Source organism: Spiroplasma endosymbiont of Acasis viretata (genome assembly GCF_964031275.1).
GTDB classification, from domain to species: domain Bacteria; phylum Bacillota_I; class Bacilli_A; order Mycoplasmatales; family VBWQ01; genus Spiroplasma_E; species Spiroplasma_E ixodetis_A.
This window is the reverse complement of the sequence record NZ_OZ035019.1, coordinates 1,130,113-1,148,451: the sequence shown is the minus strand read 5'-3', so window position 1 is coordinate 1,148,451 and position 18,339 is coordinate 1,130,113. Positions and strand designations below refer to the sequence as shown.

General features: G+C 24.9%; 16 protein-coding genes. 11 read left to right on the top strand and 5 right to left on the bottom strand.

Annotated elements, in window-relative coordinates; translation table 4 throughout:
- Positions 1 to 150: 150 nt before the first annotated feature.
- The 3 genes from AAHM96_RS06355 (at position 151) to uvrC (ending at position 4,356) form a co-directional block, all read left to right on the top strand.
- Positions 151 to 1,128: an IS3 family transposase gene (locus AAHM96_RS06355; protein WP_342272797.1), complete on the top strand. Its 978-nt coding sequence runs from the start codon at positions 151 to 153 to the stop codon at positions 1,126 to 1,128.
- Positions 1,129 to 1,399: 271 nt separating this feature from the next.
- The gene (locus tag AAHM96_RS06350; protein ID WP_342272990.1) at positions 1,400 to 2,482 is read left to right on the top strand and encodes a hypothetical protein; all 1,083 of its coding nucleotides are present in this window, start codon (positions 1,400 to 1,402) and stop codon (positions 2,480 to 2,482) included.
- Positions 2,483 to 2,586: 104 nt separating this feature from the next.
- Positions 2,587 to 4,356, top strand: coding sequence for an excinuclease ABC subunit UvrC (gene uvrC, locus AAHM96_RS06345; protein ID WP_342272989.1), 1,770 nt, complete (start codon positions 2,587 to 2,589; stop codon positions 4,354 to 4,356).
- Between the two features lie 96 nt (positions 4,357 to 4,452).
- Here uvrC and AAHM96_RS06340 read toward each other — a convergent pair whose 3' ends face one another.
- From AAHM96_RS06340 to AAHM96_RS06325, 4 genes are all read right to left on the bottom strand, one after another.
- Positions 4,453 to 4,734, bottom strand: coding sequence for a hypothetical protein (locus AAHM96_RS06340; RefSeq protein ID WP_342272988.1), 282 nt, complete (start codon positions 4,732 to 4,734; stop codon positions 4,453 to 4,455).
- Positions 4,735 to 5,017: 283 nt separating this feature from the next.
- Positions 5,018 to 5,986, bottom strand: a complete 969-nt coding sequence (locus tag AAHM96_RS06335) for an ankyrin repeat domain-containing protein (protein ID WP_342272987.1) — start codon at positions 5,984 to 5,986, stop codon at positions 5,018 to 5,020.
- Positions 5,952 to 6,197, bottom strand: coding sequence for an ankyrin repeat domain-containing protein (locus tag AAHM96_RS06330; protein ID WP_342272986.1), 246 nt, complete (start codon positions 6,195 to 6,197; stop codon positions 5,952 to 5,954). The genes AAHM96_RS06335 and AAHM96_RS06330 overlap by 35 nt, the downstream gene beginning before the upstream one ends.
- A gap of 92 nt (positions 6,198 to 6,289) precedes the next feature.
- A protein-coding gene (locus tag AAHM96_RS06325; RefSeq protein ID WP_342272742.1) for an IS5 family transposase occupies positions 6,290 to 7,079 on the bottom strand; the annotation gives its coding sequence in 2 pieces (ribosomal slippage) (positions 6,290 to 6,817 and positions 6,819 to 7,079; 789 coding nt in all).
- A 341-nt stretch (positions 7,080 to 7,420) separates the two neighbouring features.
- On the opposite strand from AAHM96_RS06325, the gene parE reads away from it, so the two are divergent.
- The 6 genes from parE to AAHM96_RS06295 all read left to right on the top strand — a co-directional run bounded on the left by parE (position 7,421) and on the right by AAHM96_RS06295 (position 16,643).
- Positions 7,421 to 9,343 carry a DNA topoisomerase IV subunit B gene (parE, locus tag AAHM96_RS06320; protein ID WP_342272985.1) on the top strand — a complete coding sequence of 641 codons (1,923 nt, stop codon included), beginning with the start codon at positions 7,421 to 7,423 and terminating at the stop codon, positions 9,341 to 9,343.
- A 22-nt stretch (positions 9,344 to 9,365) separates the two neighbouring features.
- A complete protein-coding gene (gene parC / locus AAHM96_RS06315) occupies positions 9,366 to 11,879 on the top strand; it encodes a DNA topoisomerase IV subunit A (RefSeq protein WP_342272984.1) in 2,514 nt (837 codons plus the stop codon).
- 158 nt (positions 11,880 to 12,037) lie between these two features.
- Positions 12,038 to 13,477 (top strand): NADP-dependent glyceraldehyde-3-phosphate dehydrogenase, encoded by a 1,440-nt coding sequence (locus AAHM96_RS06310; protein ID WP_342272983.1) that lies wholly within the window; start codon positions 12,038 to 12,040, stop codon positions 13,475 to 13,477.
- A 246-nt stretch (positions 13,478 to 13,723) separates the two neighbouring features.
- Positions 13,724 to 14,674 (top strand): L-lactate dehydrogenase, encoded by a 951-nt coding sequence (locus AAHM96_RS06305; protein ID WP_342272982.1) that lies wholly within the window; start codon positions 13,724 to 13,726, stop codon positions 14,672 to 14,674.
- Between the two features lie 20 nt (positions 14,675 to 14,694).
- Positions 14,695 to 15,522 carry a formate/nitrite transporter family protein gene (locus AAHM96_RS06300; RefSeq protein WP_342272981.1) on the top strand — a complete coding sequence of 276 codons (828 nt, stop codon included), beginning with the start codon at positions 14,695 to 14,697 and terminating at the stop codon, positions 15,520 to 15,522.
- 330 nt (positions 15,523 to 15,852) lie between these two features.
- Positions 15,853 to 16,643, top strand: a protein-coding gene (locus AAHM96_RS06295; protein ID WP_342272980.1) for an IS5 family transposase whose coding sequence is annotated in 2 segments (ribosomal slippage) — positions 15,853 to 16,113 and positions 16,116 to 16,643 — 789 coding nt in all. Because the reading frame shifts where the segments join, the coding sequence is not laid out codon by codon here.
- 125 nt (positions 16,644 to 16,768) lie between these two features.
- Here the strand turns inward: AAHM96_RS06295 and AAHM96_RS06290 are convergent.
- Entirely contained in the window at positions 16,769 to 17,161 is a 393-nt protein-coding gene (locus AAHM96_RS06290; protein ID WP_342272979.1) for a transposase family protein, read from the bottom strand.
- Positions 17,162 to 17,591: 430 nt separating this feature from the next.
- Here AAHM96_RS06290 and AAHM96_RS06285 point away from each other — a divergent pair, with 430 nt between their 5' ends.
- Entirely contained in the window at positions 17,592 to 17,972 is a 381-nt protein-coding gene (locus AAHM96_RS06285) for a hypothetical protein (protein ID WP_342272978.1), read from the top strand.
- 173 nt (positions 17,973 to 18,145) lie between these two features.
- Positions 18,146 to 18,295, top strand: coding sequence for a 50S ribosomal protein L33 (rpmG, locus tag AAHM96_RS06280; protein WP_174481164.1), 150 nt, complete (start codon positions 18,146 to 18,148; stop codon positions 18,293 to 18,295).
- Positions 18,296 to 18,339: the final 44 nt, after the last annotated feature.

Here is an 18,339-nt window from a genome sequence, read left to right as displayed (position 1 = left end):
AAAAATATAAAGAAATATTTGAAACACGCCACTTGCCACTTGCCACTTAGCCCTTTTTACTAGACCATTAATTTAAAAAACCTGAATGTATTCTAAAAACAATTGTGTTATATAATTAACACTAATTTTAACCTGAAAGGATTTTTATTAATGGATAAAATTAAACAAATAGCATTAGTAATTAACAAATTAAATATCAAAGAAAAAATTAAAATTATTGATGATTGTAAAAATCAATATTCAATTAGAAACCTATGTCAATATCTTCAATTAAACAGATCAACATATTACTTTTTAAAAAATAAACAAAAACCTATTAAAAAAGAAGAAAATCATATTATTAAATGCAATCATAAATATCAAAAAATATGCCAACTTTTAATCGAATTTCATTCTACAAGAAAAGGCAGAATTTATGGATATTTAAGAATTTTTTCAGCTTTTAAAGAGTGATTAAAACAAGAAAAAAATATCATTTTAAATATAGAATTATCAATAAAACAAATGCGAAAAATTATGAAAGAACACAATATTCAAGGATTAAAACAAACTAAAAATAACTATCCTAAAAACAAAAAAAATCCAAATAAGTGAATACCTACAATGGATAAAGTAAACAAAGATTATAAAAGTACAACCTCTTCAAATCAAATTTGATCAATGGACACTAAACAAATAAATACTAAAGAAGGATGATTATATCTTTTTGTAATTATTGATTTTTATTCAAATAATGTTGTTAGTTATAATATTGCTCCTAATAAATCATATCAGGATTTAATTCTTCCTGCTCTTGAAAAAATCAACAAACAATTTTCTTGAAATCAAATAAAAAATGTTATTTTACATTCAGATAACGCCAACGAATTTTATTGTCAAGATATCACAAAATGAGCAGAGGATAAACAAATAATTTTAAGCAAAAAACAACCTTATGATATTGGTGGTAATGTATTATCTGAAAACTGATTTTCTCATTTATCTCAAGAATGACTACCTAAAGGATCAAATCAATATTTATCCATCAATGAAGCTATAAATGATGTAAATCAATATGTTATGTTTTATAATTATGAAAGAATACATTCTAAATTTCTAAAACCACCAATTTTACAAATTAAAATTTAGAATTTTATATCAAAAATGGTCCAGTAATTAAGGGCCAACCACCAATAAATATAAATAAGAAAAATGATTTATTTTAAATTTTTAAAATCTAGAAAATAATGAATATGAAATTTAAATAATACATTTTTTATGATAAAAGTATTAAAAAAATATTATTGTTCTTTTGCAATAATAAATCAAAAATCGATTATAGAAAGATATTACATATATCAATTATGTTATACTATTTTTATAAGTTATTTTGTGGAGACTGTTAAGAGGTGATATTCTTATGATTAAAAATGGCATTAAAATATCAAAATCTCAATCTCGTGGTGATGAAGTTGGGTTACTTTTTTTCTTATTACTAATCTTCTTTTTCCTAATAGTTAGTTTAACTAGATTTTCAATAATTGGTAAAGTACTTGATGATTTTCTTTTTTCTTTTTTATTTGGATGAGTGAAATATGCTGTTTATTTCTTTCTTTTTTTAATGATTATTCCTTTAGCTTTTGGTTATCGCATGCAATTTAAATTGAAGTATATTTTTGTTACTTTTTTATTTTTAGTGATTAGTTGTTGGACAACACAAACTTTAACTTTAATAATTTTAGGAAAGAATAATTTATGAACTAGTTATTATAATTTAAACCTATTAAATATTAGTGAAATATACGTTAAAACATGATGAAATACAAATGCTATAAATAATTATCTAGGTTTTTTTGCTTCACCAATTTCTTTTAAAGACTTTAGTGTTGAAACCTTTTTTCCAGCATATGCTACTGGTGGCATTATTAGTAATGTTTTAATAGGTATTTTTAATTATGGTTTTTTTGTTACTAATTTAATTGCAAACTTTATTAGTATTTTTTCTTTAACTTGTTTATTTATTTTTAATAAACCTTTTATTTTCTTTAGCAAAATGAAACAAATTATTAAACAAATTATTAAACAAATTATTATTAATAATAAAAATAAAAAGCAAAAAAATAAAATAAATGCTGATTTAAAACAAAAACATATTAAGTTAAAAAAAGAAAAATTATTAATTGATAAACAAGTTAAAAAATCTTTTAGAAAAGAAAATAATTTTAATAAGGAATCAAAGAAGGAACCATCTATATCACCAGTAAAAAAAGCAGAAATAAAACAAAATGATAATAGCGACATTATCAATAAACCTTCTTCACCTATTGTTTATTTTAATGAAAATAGTTATTTAACTCCTTTTGGTAAAATTGACCCTGAAAAACAAAAAGATGTAATGAGTAATAGCAAAGGTACTCTGGTAGTTAAAAAAAGTTTAGAAGATAGTATTTTAAATCGTGAAATTATTAATGATAACGAGACTATTATTAATAACGAATCATAAGTAATTAATAATGAATAAAATTAAGAGTTTACTTTAGGATAAAACATTATATTAATGTTAAAATCAAAGTATCTTTTAATTTGTTAATAAATTTAGGTGAACTAATGGCAGAAAAATCTTTACTACAAATGAAAATTAAACTTTTACCTAATATTGCTGGATGCTATTTATTTAAAGATATAAATAATAATTTAATTTATGTTGGTAAAGCTAATTCATTAAAAAAACGAGTAACTTCATATTTAAATAAAGCCAGTAATTTTAAAACAATGTTATTAGTTAATGATATTCATGATGTTGAATACATTACGACATCTAATGAAAAAGAGGCTTTAATTTTAGAACAAACATTGATTAAAAAACATCATCCTAAATATAATATTTTGTTAGCAGATGATAAAAAATATCCTTATATTCAAATCACTAATAATCGTGATCCACAATATCGTTATGTACGTAGTGCTACTAAAAAAGAGGGACATTATTATGGACCATTTCCCGATGGTACTGGTGCGCGTGAAATTTTAAAGTTATTGGAACGAATTTTTCCATTACGAAAATGTGCTGGTAATCTTGGTAAACCTTGTTTATATTATCATTTACAGCAATGTTCTGGCGCTTGTTTTAAATCAGTACCTATTACTTATTATGAAGATATGATTAGTAAAATTGATCAATTTTTCAAAGGGAATGTTACTGCTGTTAAAAAAATATTAATTAATAATATGAATATTAGTGTTGAAAACTTACAATTTGAAAATGCTAATCGTATTAAAATTTTGTTATCAAAAATAGATCTATTTTTATCACAACAAGTTGTTGAGTTTCAAGATTATGGAAATCGCGATTTTATTAATTTTTTAATTGAAAATGAAATGGTTGTTTTAATTACTTTATTTTATCGTAATGGTAAATTGCAAGCTAAAGATGAACAAATAGTTCAAAATAATTACTTAGAAATTCAAGATTTAATTCGTAATTATTGTCAACAACTATATAGTAAAAATACATTGCCAAATGAAATATATTTACCATCAAATATTGATTTAAAACAATTAAAATTATTATTTCCACAAATAAAATTTATTAATCCAATTAAAGGAACAAAAGAACATATTTTAACATTGGCAAAAACCAATGCCATTTATGCATGAAATAATTATTTACAGACTAATCAGTTTAATGCGCCGTTAAATATGATGAAAGTATTATCACAATGATTAAAAATTCCTAATTTAAATCATTTAGAGGTTTTTGATGTTTCTAATCTTCAACAAAGTGCTAGTGTTGGTGGTATGATTGTTTATAAGAATGGTAATCCTAGTTTTAATGATTATCGCAAATTTTTATTAGATCCAAAAATTATTGATGATTATCATCGTTTTTGTGAAATGATTTATCGTAGATATCATCACTTAGTTATTAATAAATTGCCACTTCCTGATTTAATTATTGTTGATGGTGGAAAACCACAAATTAGTGCTACATTAGAACAACTAACATTATTAAACTTAACAATTCCTATTATTGGATTAGTTAAAAATAAAAAACATCAAACTGATAAAATTATAAATGATAAAATGCAAATTATTAATATTCCTAAGACTGATGCTTGTTTTTTATTTTTGAGTAAATTACAAGATCAAGTTCATAATTATGCAATTAAATATCATAAAGCAAAGCGAAGTCAATCAATGATAAGTAGTGTTTTATCATCAGTACCAGGAATTGGTTTACAATTACAAAATAAAATATTACAGCAATTTCCAACTTGACAATTATTGCAAAATGCTACAAAAACAGAACTTTCATCATTAGTTAAATCAAAAGTAATTTTAGAAAAACTATGAAAAGAATTACATAGTTTTGAATAATATGTTATTAAGAAATAAATAATAACGTAAATAAGATATTTATCTAAGTTACTAATGTAAAAATATCAAAAGTTAGATAAAAAATATCTTAATGTTTTAAGATATTGAAAATTTTAACGTATTGCTTTCGTTTGTGAAAGAATTTTGCATTTGTAAATCGATACTACTAATATGTTCTCAACTCTCAATACTATTTTTATCTTTTGGCATATAATAGTCAATAATTTTTTTTCTATTTTCACTAGCATTTTTATTAATTTCTTTTTTTTCAATTGGATTTCAATTTGGAGATGAAGGAATTAATTGTTTTATAAATACTTTATTTTTATAAGTTAATTGATGTTCTTTGGTTGTAATAACATACAAGCATGATTTCATGCCGAATTTCCCGAATTATCTTGATAATCAATATCAACTGGTCATTCATTTATTAAATAAGTTACTAATTTTTGTCAATCATTTAATACTGCTATATGTAATAATGAATAATTTTCTTTTCCAAACTTTAGAATATTAATAAAATCTTTTTTTAGAGAATGATTATTAAGTTCTGAATTAATATTTTTAAGTTTTTGATTTAAATTATGTTTATAGTTATCAATGATTTCAATAATTTCTTCTTGATTATTTTTTCAAATTTCATTATCATTTTGATTATCTTTTATTTCATTAGTTTTTTTAGTTGTTCATTTAAAACATTATTAATGTTTAGTATCATTTCTTTAGCATTTATTAAATTTTCTGCCTTTAGTTGATTTAGTTGATTTATTTGCTCGATTATTCTTGCTATTTTTATATGGTTATTTTTATTGGCCATCATTAAAGCTGTATTACCATTTTGATTTGCATAATTAAGATTAGCGTTATTTTCTATTAAACTATTAACAATTTTTAAAAAACCATTTTCAGCAGCTAAGATTAAAGCCGTATCACCAACTTGATTTGTATGATTAACATTGGCGCCATTTTTTATTAAAGCATTAGTAATTTCTAAAAAACCATTTTCAGCAGCTATCATTAAAGGACTGTAACCAGATTGATCTGAATAATTAACATTAACATTTTTTGCTAGTAAAGTGTTAACTATTTCCAAATAACCTTTTCAAGTACTTCATATTAAAGCTGTATCACCTTTTTCATTTACATAATTAATATTGGTATTATGTATTATTAAACTATTAACTATATTTAGATAACCATTTCGCGCGCTTCATATTAAAGCATTATTATTTATTTGATTTGTATGATCGGCATTAGCATTATGCGCTATTATAACATTAGCTATATCTAAATATCCGTTTGTAGCGGCTCACTTGAAAGCAGTGTAACCTTCTATATTTTCATGATTAATATTAATATTATGTTGCATTATTAAGCTATTAACAATATTTAAGTGTCCGTTTCTGGCGGCTCATATTAAAGCTGTATCACCATAACGATTTTCATGATTAATATTAGCAAAATTATCGATTAAGAGATTAATGATTTCATGGTGTCCGTTTCTGGCAGCTAAGATTAAAGCAGTTTCATTACCATTATTTTCATGATTAATATTAGCGTTATTTTCTATTAGTGTATTAACTATTTCAATATGATTATTTTCAGCAGCTAATAAAAGCAGTATTACCAAATATATTAGCATGATTAATATTAGCATCATTTTCTAGTAAAGTTTTAACGATATTTAAGTGTCCATTTCAGTCGGCTAGTGTTAAAGCACTAAAATTATTTATAGTTAAATAATTAACATCAGCAACATTATTTATCAGTAAAATATTAATTGTATCTAAATCGCCATTTCAAGCACTATTTATTAATTTTTCATTTAAATCGTCATTCATTTTTTTACTCCTTTAACAATAAAAAACCCATTTATTTTGTAAACATTAAAATAAGTAAGCGATAAAATTCTATAATCTTTATAAGAACCTGTTTAAAATCTTTTCAATAAAATTGAAATAAAGGCAAGAACAACCATTTGTAAGCTAGTATTTAATTTTTTTTCACAATTTTTTCATAATCTTCTGCATTTTTCTAATCATGCAAAACTTCGTTCTACAACTCATCTTTTTGGTAATACTACAAAAGAATGTAATTCATTACGTTTTATAACTTCAACATTTGCATTTATAATTGTTTTAATTTTAGAAGCAAATTTTTCACCAGTATAACCAGCATCTACTAGTATTTTTTGAACTGCAGAAAGATTCTCTTTTTCATTTTCAATCATTATTATAGCACTATTACGATCTGTTTTTTCTGCTGTGGTTATGTAAATTGCATGTGGTAAACCTTGAGAATCAACAGCAATATGACGCTTTATTCCTGAAATCTTTTTACCAGCATCATAACCTTTATTTTTAGTAGTATCTGTATTTTTAACACTTTGTGAATCAATTATACAAAAACTAGTTTGTTCTTTTCTACCATTATTGATACGAAATGCCTTGACTAATTTTTTTTAAAACTAATTGTAATACACTAGGTTCTTTATCATTATTTTTACTTCAAGCTTGAAAATAATAATATACAATTTGTCATTTTGGAAAATTTTTTGGTAACATTCTTCACTGGCAACCACTTTTTAATACATATAAAACTGCACAAAATACTTCATATAAATCTAAACTTCTTGGTTTAGTTCTCTTTTTAGTATTTTCTAAAATTGATTTTATATTTTCAAATTGCTCTTTGCTAACATTACTAGGATAATTTTTACACATATATACATCTTATTTTAAAATATATAATCATTTTATCCTATTCTCTAAAAGATTTTAAACAGGTTCTAAGATTATTATATTTATTTTTTTTATGATTCAAATATTAACTTTTAATTAATTTAAAAGTTAATAGTTTTTTTATATTTATTTTTATAGCTGTTTTATTAATAATTAAAAATTATTAGTTAAATATTTATTTTAAATGTATTATCTTAAATTTTGTATAGAAACCTTTAACTTTAAATTATAAAATTGATTTAGTTCTTTTATCGACATTATCTTTAAATAAATAAATATATGATAAAATGAAAATGAAATAAATTGTAGTAAGGAGTTTTTTAATGGCAAATAAACGAAAAAACAGTGTTTATAATGAATCATCAATTCAAATTTTAGAAGGTCTAGAAGCAGTTAGAAAAAGACCTGGAATGTATATTGGTTCTACTGATAATCGCGGTCTTCATCATCTAGTTTGAGAAATTGTTGATAATGGTATTGATGAAGCATTAGCTGGTTTTTGTACTAGTATTGTTGTTACTATTAATGTTGATAAGTCAGTTACTGTTGAAGACAATGGTCGTGGTGTTCCAACTGGTATGCATGCTTCAAAAAAAAGTACTCCCGAAGTTATTTATACGGTTTTACATGCTGGTGGAAAATTTGACACTAATAGTTATAAAACCTCGGGTGGTTTACATGGCGTTGGTGCTTCAGTAGTAAATGCTTTAAGTAATTGAATGATTGTTACTATTCATCGTGATAAAAAAATTCATGAAATTAAATTTAAAAATGGTGGTAAGATTGATCAAAGTTTAAAAATGATTGGTAACACTTATAAAACAGGAACTAGGGTACAATTTTTACCTGATTTTCATCGTGTTTTTCTAGGTTGTGATTGAAATGTTCATTTATTTGAACAACATTTACGTGAAAGTGCTTTTTTAATTAATGATTTAAGTATTCAATTAATTGATAAGAGGACAGGTACTGAAGAAACTTTTCATTATGAAAATGGCTTAGTTGCTTTTATGCAATATTTAAATAAAGATAAAAAAAATTTATCACCAATTGTTAGTTTAAAAGGTAAACAAAATAATATTGAGGTTGAAATTGTATTACAATATACGGAAGATTATAGCGAAACGTTAGTAGGGTTTGCCAATAACGTTAAAACTGTTGATGGTGGAAGTCATTTAGTTGGTTTTAAAAGTGGTTTAACAAAAGCTATTAATGAATATGCAAGAAAACAAGAATTATTAAAAGCAAAAGATAAAAATTTAGAAGGTAATGATTTGCGAGAAGGTTTGGTTGCTATTGTTTCGTTGCGTATTCCTGAAAATTTAATTCAATACGAAGGTCAAACAAAAGGTAAATTAGGAACGCCCGAAGCAAGAATTGTTGTTGATAATATTGTTAATGAAAGATTTTCATTTTGACTTCACGAAAATAGTGATGCTGCTAAAAAAATTATTGATAAAGCCATTAAGGCTCGTGATATTCGTAATGCTTTAAGAAAAGAACGTGAATCATTGCGTAATAAAAGTAAAGATACGCAAAAATTTTTAGTAGGTAAATTGGTGCCCGCACAAAGTAAAAATCCCAATATTAATGAATTATTTTTAGTGGAAGGAGATTCCGCTGGTGGCAGTGCCAAGTCAGGTCGTGATCGTAAGTTCCAAGCGATATTACCGTTAAAAGGAAAAGTAATTAATGCCGAAAAAACTAAAGTAATTGATCTTTTTAATAATGAGGAAATTAGTATGATTATTAATGCGATTGGTGCTGGTGTTGGTAACGAATTTAGTATTGAAAATTGTAATTATAATAAAGTCATTATTATGACTGATGCCGATACTGATGGTGCCCATATTCAAATTTTATTACTAACTTTTTTCTATCGTTATATGCGAGATTTAATTAATTCGGGTAATATTTATATTGCATTACCGCCTTTATTTAAAATTTCTTTTAAAGAAGAAGAGCAAGAGAAACATGTATATGTTTGAAATGAGTTAGAATTAAAAGATAAAGTTGAAACAATTAAAGGTAAATATGATCTGCAACGTTATAAAGGTTTAGGAGAAATGAATGCTGAACAATTATGAGAAACAACTATGGACCCAAACGTCCGTCAATTAATTAAAATTACTATTGAGGATGCTCTATCAGCAGAAACAGAAATTCAAATATTAATGGGTGATAAACCAGAAAAAAGACGAAAATGAATTGAAGAAAATATTTCTTTTGAAGCTAGTGATTATTAAGAAAAAAAGGAGTTTATAAGTTATGAATAGTAAAGAAGAGATTCAACAAAATAATGAACAAATTTTATCTTATCCTATTGATGATATTGTTGCAGAACGTTTTGGTCGATATGCCAAATATATTATTTTAGAACGAGCATTGCCCGATGTCCGTGATGGTTTGAAGCCAGTTCAACGTCGAATTTTGCATGCTATGAATGATTTGGGTTTAACCAATGATAAAGCATATAAAAAAGCAGCTCGTGTTGTTGGAGAAGTAATTGGTAAATATCATCCTCATGGTGATACAGCAGTTTATGCTGCGATGTGTAGAATGGCACAAGAGTGAAAGGTAGCATGACCATTAGTACAAATGCACGGTAATAAAGGTTCAATTGATGGTGATAATCCTGCTGCGATGCGATATACAGAAGCACGTTTATCATTAATTTCAGAATTATTATTGAAGGATATTAAGAAAAATACTATTAGTTTAATTAAAAATTTTGATGAATCAGAAACAGAACCAACAGTTTTACCTGCCTATTTTCCAAATTTATTAGTAAATGGTGCTTCTGGAATTGCCGTTGGAATGGCAACTAATATTCCACCTCATAATTTACAAGAAGTAATTAATGCAATTGTCATGAGAATTAATAATCCACAATGTAATTTAAGCGAATTAATGCGTGTTATTAAGGGTCCTGACTTTCCAACCGGAGGAATTATTCAAGGTATTAAAGGTATTAAAGAAGCTTATCGTTCTGGTAAGGGGCGAATTGCAATTCGTGCCAAAACTCATATTAATAATGAAGGTGAAATTCCACAAATAATTATTACCGAAATTCCATTTGAAGTTATTAAACAAGATTTAATTAAAAAAATTGATGATGTTAAAACATTAGCAAAAATTCATGGTATTAAAGAAGTACGTGATGAAACGGATCGTTTTGGTTTACGAATAGTTATTGATTTAGTAGAAGATAGTAAACCACAAGAAATTTTAAATTATTTATTTAAAAATACCAATTTACAAATTTATTATAACTTTAATTTAGTAGCAATTGCTAACAAAAAACCAGTACAAATGAGTTTAATTAATATGTTAGATTTTTATATTAATCATCAAATTGATGTTGTTACTAAGCGTTCACAATATGACTTAGCACAATTAGAACGAAGATTAGAGATTGTTAATGGTTTAGTTATTGCATTAAGTGAAGTTGATAAAGTAATTAAAATTATTAGAACATCAACTGACCGTATGCAAGCAAAATTAAATTTAATATCAGCTTTTAATTTTACTGATATTCAAGCAGAAGCAATTGTACAATTGCGTTTATATCGTTTAACTGCTACTGATATTCAATCATTAGTTTTAGAAAAAGCAGATATTGAAAGTAAAATTATTGTTTTACAAGAAATTCTTAATAATGAAAATTCACTACTTCAAGTTATTATTACTCAGTTAGAACAAATTAATTCTCATTTTTCTGGATTAAGAAAATCACAAATTCAAGGTGAAATTTCTGAAATTACAATTGATGAAAAAGCAACATTGCGACAAGAAAATGTATTTGTTAGTATTAGTTATGATGGTTGAATTAAGGTAATAAGTAGTAAAGTATTTTTACAAAATCTTGATTATCAAGATTTTGGGCGTAAGCCAAATGATGTTATTATTGGTGGAGCAATGTTCAATAATTTTAATAATTTATTATTTTTTACAAATAAAGGTAATTATTTTTTAATACCAATTTTTAAATTAGAAGAAAATAAATGGAAAGATAATGGTATTCATGTTAATACGTTATGTAAACTTGAAGGAAATGAAAAAATTATTAGTGTTGCGCAAGTTAATAGTTTTGAACAGCCAAATGTAAATATAGTAGTCGCTACTAGATATGGTTTAATTAAAAGAATGCCACTTTTAGAGTTAGCAACTACCAGATTTAATAAAACCGCCAAATATGTTAAGTTAAAAGAGAACGATAGTGTTATTAGTGTTAATAGTACTACCGGTCATGATTTTATTGTTATTAGTACTCGCAAGGGTATGACTTTAAAATATTTAGAAACGAAAGTTCCATTATTAACTAAAACTGCAACAGGTGTTAAAGCTTTGAAAATTAATTCTGAAGAAGATGAAGTGGTAGGAATGGCTTGTGGTAATAGTAATGATATTTATGCAATGTTAACATCAGTTGGAACAATTAAACGAATGTTATTCAATACTATTGAACAAACTTCACGAACAACAAAAGGTAATAAAGTAATAAAAGTTCCTAAAAGTAAAAGTATTAGTATTATTAAAACTTTCTTATCACCAGCAACATCTTTTATTAATATATTAACGAAAAAAGAAAAATGATTAGTGATTAAAGCAAGTAACATTAATCTTAGCAAGGTAAATGAAGGAACTGGCAAAGTAGTTGCTGATGATATTATTGCTGGCGGTAGTAATTTAGTGATTGATTTAAAAACTGATGTTATTGATGCTGATATATCATCAATATCAGAAAATTTTGATGGAAAAGAAAGCAACAATGGTATTTAAAATAAACTTTTTTGTTGAAAATTATGGACTTTTTAAAGAATTAGTTTTTTTGATTTTCATAATATAAATTTAAATAATAATTTTAGTTAAGAGTGAATAGGATATGACTTATATCAATGCTATAATTATTATGGTAGTGATTTAAGGAGGAAGTATAGATGACAAATAATATTATTAAATATCAATCTCTAATTAATGGTGAGTTGTATGAAAATGGTAATTGAATATCAGTTATCAATCCCACCACTAATAAAATAGCAGGCCAAGTTCCTGCCTTAACTAAAGTTGAAATTAAAAAAGTATATGAATCTGCAAAATTTGCTCAAAAAAATTGAGAACAAATGCCTATTTTAAAAAGAATTTCTTTTTTAAATTCTTGAAAACAATTAATTATTCGCGATAAATTAATACTTGCTGAATTAATGACTAATGAAATTGCTAAAGGCACAAAAGCAGCTTGCAGTGAAATTGATAGAACAGTTGAATATATTGAATATACTTTACAAGAAGCATTACGTCTTCATCCTGAATCTTATACAGGTGATAGTTGAGGAAGTATGAACAAATTAGCTGTTTTTGAATACGTACCAAAAGGAATTGTTCTTGCTATTTCCCCTTTTAATTATCCGATAAATTTATCAGTCTCTAAAATATTTCCAGCACTTGTGACTGGTAATAGTGTTGTTTTTAAACCCGCAACACAAGGATCATTGGTGGGATTACACTTAGCTAAATTAGCTAAAGAAGCTAACATTCCTAATGGTGTTTTTAATGCTATAAGTGGTAAAGGTAGTGAAATTGGTGATAGTTTAGTTGAAAATGAAGCAATTAATGTTATTTCTTTTACTGGTAGTGCTGTTGTTGGTAATCGTATTTCACAGAAATCTTTAAAAGCTGATTTGATTTTAGAATTAGGAGGTAAAGATCCAGCAATAGTGCTTAATGATGCTGATCTTGAAGATACAGCAACCAAAATCATTAAAGGTGCATTTAGTTATTCAGGACAACGCTGTACTGCTATTAAAAGAGTGTTAGTACAAAGAACAATTAGTAGCAAATTAATTCCAATTTTAAAAGAAAAAGTTGAAAAGTTAACTGTTGGTTTGCCCACAGATGATTGTGATATTACTCCTGTTATTGATCAACCAACAGTTGATAATGCTAAAAAATTAATTAAAGATGCTTTAGATAAAGGAGCCAATTGTTTAGTTGGTAATAAATTTAAAGAAAATTTAATGTGACCAATTATTATTACTGACGTAACAACAAAAATGAATTTAGCATGAGAAGAACCTTTTGCACCATTGTTGCCGATTATTATTTTTGATGAAGTAAAAGAAGCAATTAATATTGCAAATGATTCACAATATGGTTTACAAGCTTCTGTTTTTACTACTAATATTAATAGTGCAATGAGTATTGCTAAATTATTAGAAGTTGGAAGTGTTAATATTAACGATCAGTCACAACGTGGTCCCGATCACTTTTCTTTTGTTGGTGTTAAGGATTCGGGTCTTGGCGTACAAGGTATTCGTCCTTCGTTACTTGCTTTTACTAGACCAAAAGGGATTGTTATTAATTGAAAAACAAAAATTTAAAAGAAAAAATAAAACTTATTTTAATAAAAAAATAAGTTTTATTTTTTTATTAAAATAGTGGTAAGATAAAAATGTAATAAATTTTTGTCCTTGTTAATTAGATTTTTATTTTTTTAACATTCTTATATAAAAAGCATAATAAAAATATTACATATCATTGTAACTTTTATTTTAAAAAGTAAGTTATTAAAATAGTGCCGAGGATAAAGTACTGTTACATGAAATGCAAAAAATATGGAGGTAAATATGGCAAAACGAAAAATTGTCCTTGTTGGATGTGGAGCTGTTGGTAGTAGTTTTATTTACAGTGCCATTAATCAAGGTTTAGCCCAAGAATATGTATTAATTGATGCTTTTGAAGGTATAGCTGAAGGTAATGCGATTGATTTTGCTGATTGTCAAGCAGCTTTAGATCATCCTTTTATTTCAATTAAGGCGGGAAATTACAGCGATTGTAAAGATGCTGATATTATTGTTATTACTGCTGGAAGACCACAAAAAGATGGTGAAACAAGATTAAATATGGTAGCAGATAATGCCAAAATTATGAAGAGCATTGCTTTAGAAATTAAAAAATCAGGATTTAAAGGTGTTACTATTATTGCATCTAATCCTGTTGATATTATGACAACTGTTTATCAAAAAATTACACAATTTGATTATCATCAAGTATTAGGTTCTGGTACAATTTTAGATACCTTACGTTTACAATATTTAATTGGAGAAAAAATTGCAGTTAATCCAAAGTCAGTTGCTGCTTATGTAATTGGTGAACATGGTGATTCTTCAATGATTCCTTGAAGTTCGGTTTCGGTAGGTAATAAAACTATTTATCAACAAATTACTGAAGGTAGAATTAAAGAAAAAGATTTAGAAGAATTAAGAAAAGAAGTAGCACAAAGAGCTTATAAAATTATTAAATTAAAGCGTGCAACTTTTTATGGTATTGGTGCAGCATTGGCATTATTAGTAAGAAATATCCTTGAAGGACAAAATCACGTTTTAGTAGCAGGTGCTTATTTACAGGGAGAATATGGACAGCAAGGTTTTTATATTGGTGTACCAACAATACTTTACGAAAAAGGTTGAAAAAGAGTAGTTCAGTTACCATTAACGAAAGAAGAGCAAACGGCATTTGATAAATCTTGTGCAATTATTAAAGAAACTTTAAAAACAGCTTTTGCTGCTATTAAATAAAAGATAGGAGTAGTTTATTCGTGAATACAAGTGTAGAAAATATCAATAATGAAGAAACATTAACAAGTATTGAAACTTATATTGCTGTTTATAAGTATGCATTAAAGAAAGCAGAAAGTCCGTTATTAAAAACTTTTTTAATGGGTATTGCGTCTGGACTTTTTGTTGGTATTGCTTATATTGCGGCTATTTTTGGTAGTAGAGGATTAAGTGATAAGGGTATTAAAAATTTAACATTTGGTTTTATTTTTACTTTAGCAATTACTATGATTGTCTTTATGGGTGGTGAACTTTTTACTTCTAATTCCATGATATTTATGCCATTAATAAAAAAACAAGTTAAGTTAACAAGAATGTTAATTAACTTACTAGTAGTATTAATTGGTAATTTTATAGGTTGTTTTATTCTTTCATTATTTACATGATGAGCAGGATTTTTTGATAATCAAGCTTTTTTGGATAATGCTGTTAGTATTTTTAATCATAAATTAGTAATGTCTTGATGAAAAGCCTTTTTTAGTGGCATATTATGTAATTTTTTAGTAGCAGGAAGTGTTTATATTTCTCATGCCACTCGTTCATCTACTGCTAAATTTTTATTAATAGGATTAGTAATTATGGTTTTTGCCTTATCTGGTTTTTCTCACGTTGTAGCAAATTCTTATGTTTGAGGATTAGGGCCTTTATTTAATATTTATGGAATTCATAGTGGATTTAATGACTTTTTACAATTTGGTTATCAAGTACAACTTCCAACCTTATTTGGTAATTTTATTGGTGGTGGTATTTTATTACCTGGTATGTATTATTTAATCTTTAGAAAAGAATTACCAAAAATAACATTATAAATATATTATTAGTTTAATATAAAAATTAATCCATTACTTTAGTTTTAAGTAATGGATTTATTAATTTTATGAAAATAAATTAATTGTAAATAGAAGTTATTTGATAAGTATATTTTAAAATTTGTCAAATTAAAGATTTTAAAAAGGAGAATGGTTTTGATAAAAAATATTTTTTAGAAAATAGATTAGAATACTTTAATATTAATTTTTTATTGCATTTATTTTTTTTGAAAATTAAAATGTAATTAACTTCTTAAATTTAAGAACCTGTTTAAAATCTTTTAGAAAATAAAGTAAAATCATTATATACTTTAAAAGTAAGAGGTGTATATGATTAAAAATTATCCAAGTAATGTTAGTAAAGAGCAATTTGAAAACATAAGATTAATTTTAGAAAATAGCAAAAAGAAAACAAAACCAAGAAGTTTAGATTTATATGAAGTGTTTTGTGCGGTTTTATATGTATTAAAAAGTGGTTGTCAATGAAGAATGTTACCAAAAGATTTTCCAAAATGACAAATTGTATATTATTATTTTCAAGTTTGAAGTAAAAATAATGGCAAAGAAACTAGTGTATTGCAACTAATTTTTAAAAAAAATCAGTTATAAAAATTCAAGTCAATAATGGTAGAAAAGAACAAACTAGTTTTTGTATAATTGATTCACAAAGTGTTAAAAATACAGATACTACTAAAAATAAAGGTTATGATGCTGGTAAAAAGATTTCAGGAATAAAACGTCATATTGCTGTTGATTCTCAAGGTTTACCACATGCAATTTACATAACTACGGCAGAAAAAACAGATCGTAATAGCGCTATAATAATGATTCAAAATGAAAAAGAGAATCTTTCTGCAGTTCAAAAAATAATAGTAGATTATCGTTATAGTGGTGAAAAATTTGCTTCTAAAATAAAAGAAATTATAAACGCAAATGTTGAAGTTGTAAAACGTAATGAACTACATACTTTTGTATTATTACCAAAAAGATGAGTTGTAGAACGAAGTTTTGCATGATTAGAAAAATGTAGAAGATTATCAAAAAATTCTGAAAGAAAATTAAATATTAGTTTACAAATGGTTATTCTTTCATTTATTTCAATTTTATTAAAAAGATTTTAAAAGTAATTTAAAATCATGAATGCTTCCAAAACAAAAAGCGGTTGAAATAATTTTTCCATTTAAAATATCAATAATTATTTGCGATTTAAGAGTATGATGTTTGTTTTTACCCGAAAAAAGTAATTTTAGTTTTTTTTAATTCTTTCAATTGGAGTTTCAGTAGCATCAATAGCTAGTAAAGTATTATTGATTCCTTTATTTTTGATTAAATCTTTTTTGCCAGATAAATTAAAAATTCCACTTTTTATTAAAGTATTTTCAATTCAAAAAATATTACGAATGCAGCTAGTATGACTAATATTATATCTTTTTGCAATAACTCTATAACTACTATACTCTTTTCAGTATTCTAATGTCATTAATAAACGATTTTCTATTGATAATTTATTAGGTTTACCACCAACTGCTTTTTTAATTGCTTCAGCTTTTTTTAAAATTTTAACCATTTTTTGAAATGTTTGTAGTTTTATTCCCACTAAACTATAAAATTCTTGTTCATCTTTGTATTTTTTTAACATAATAATTATCACCTTTGATATTAATAATAACCGTTAAATTATTAAAATTAAAGGTTTTGCACCAAGTCTAATAAAAGAAATTAACTATATTCGTGATGATGAAGTTATTATTAAGTCAGATAATGGAGACTATAGTCTTTTAGTAAGTAATTCCGATTTTACTATTAATAAATTATCGTGAACAGCAAAATATTTTTTTAAAACTAATAGAGAAGTTTGAGTAATTAAAGATGATAATAATCAAGTATTAATTTTAGATCTTTATGGAATTGATATTATTAGATTAAATAGTAAAACATATATTTTAAAAGAAGATAGTAAAAATATTCAAATTATTGATTCATTATGATTATGTAAGTAATACATATTCTGAACAGGTCAAGTTATTAAAGGAAAATATAATTTTGAAATTTCTGATGCTTATGATTTATTGAATATTAATAGTCAATTATTACTTTTATTTGATCGACAACAAAAAATGACAGTTAGAATAATTGAGAGAAATCTTAATTCTGAAAATGAATTAGTTGTATTAAAAACAATAAATTTAACTAATGAAATAAGTGAAATAAAATTATTAAATAATCAAGAAAATAAGGGTAAATCTTCAACTAATTTTTTCGTTAAAACATTAAATAATCCAAATTATGTTCTTAATATTGATGCAAATATAAACAAAATTGAGAATTTAGAAGTTAATACTAAAAGTATTCCTAATGGAATGAATGGCGAAATTAATAGATATAATAAAACAGTTAGTATTTTTACACAGTATAAAACTGATGACTTATATTGATATCAAGTATTTTAAATAATATTATTTAAATAATTACCTAGTTACTGATATTTTGTATTTTTAATATTAGTAACATTTTTTCATATAAGGAAGTTTAAAAATAATTCCTTTATTTAATTGAACTAACTATTTAATTATGCAATAATATTGTATTGTATATAACTCAATTATTATTAAGGAGGGGCACAATGCGTGATGGATTAACTTTAAGATGTGAAGTTTGCAAAGAAGAAAATTATATTGCTGATCGTAATAAAAAAACTAAGCCTGAAAAATTAGAAACAAAAAAACATTGTTCTCGTTGTAATCAACATACACTACATAAAGAAAAGAAATAAGTTTTACTTATTTCTTTTCTTTAATTTGCAGTACAATATACTTA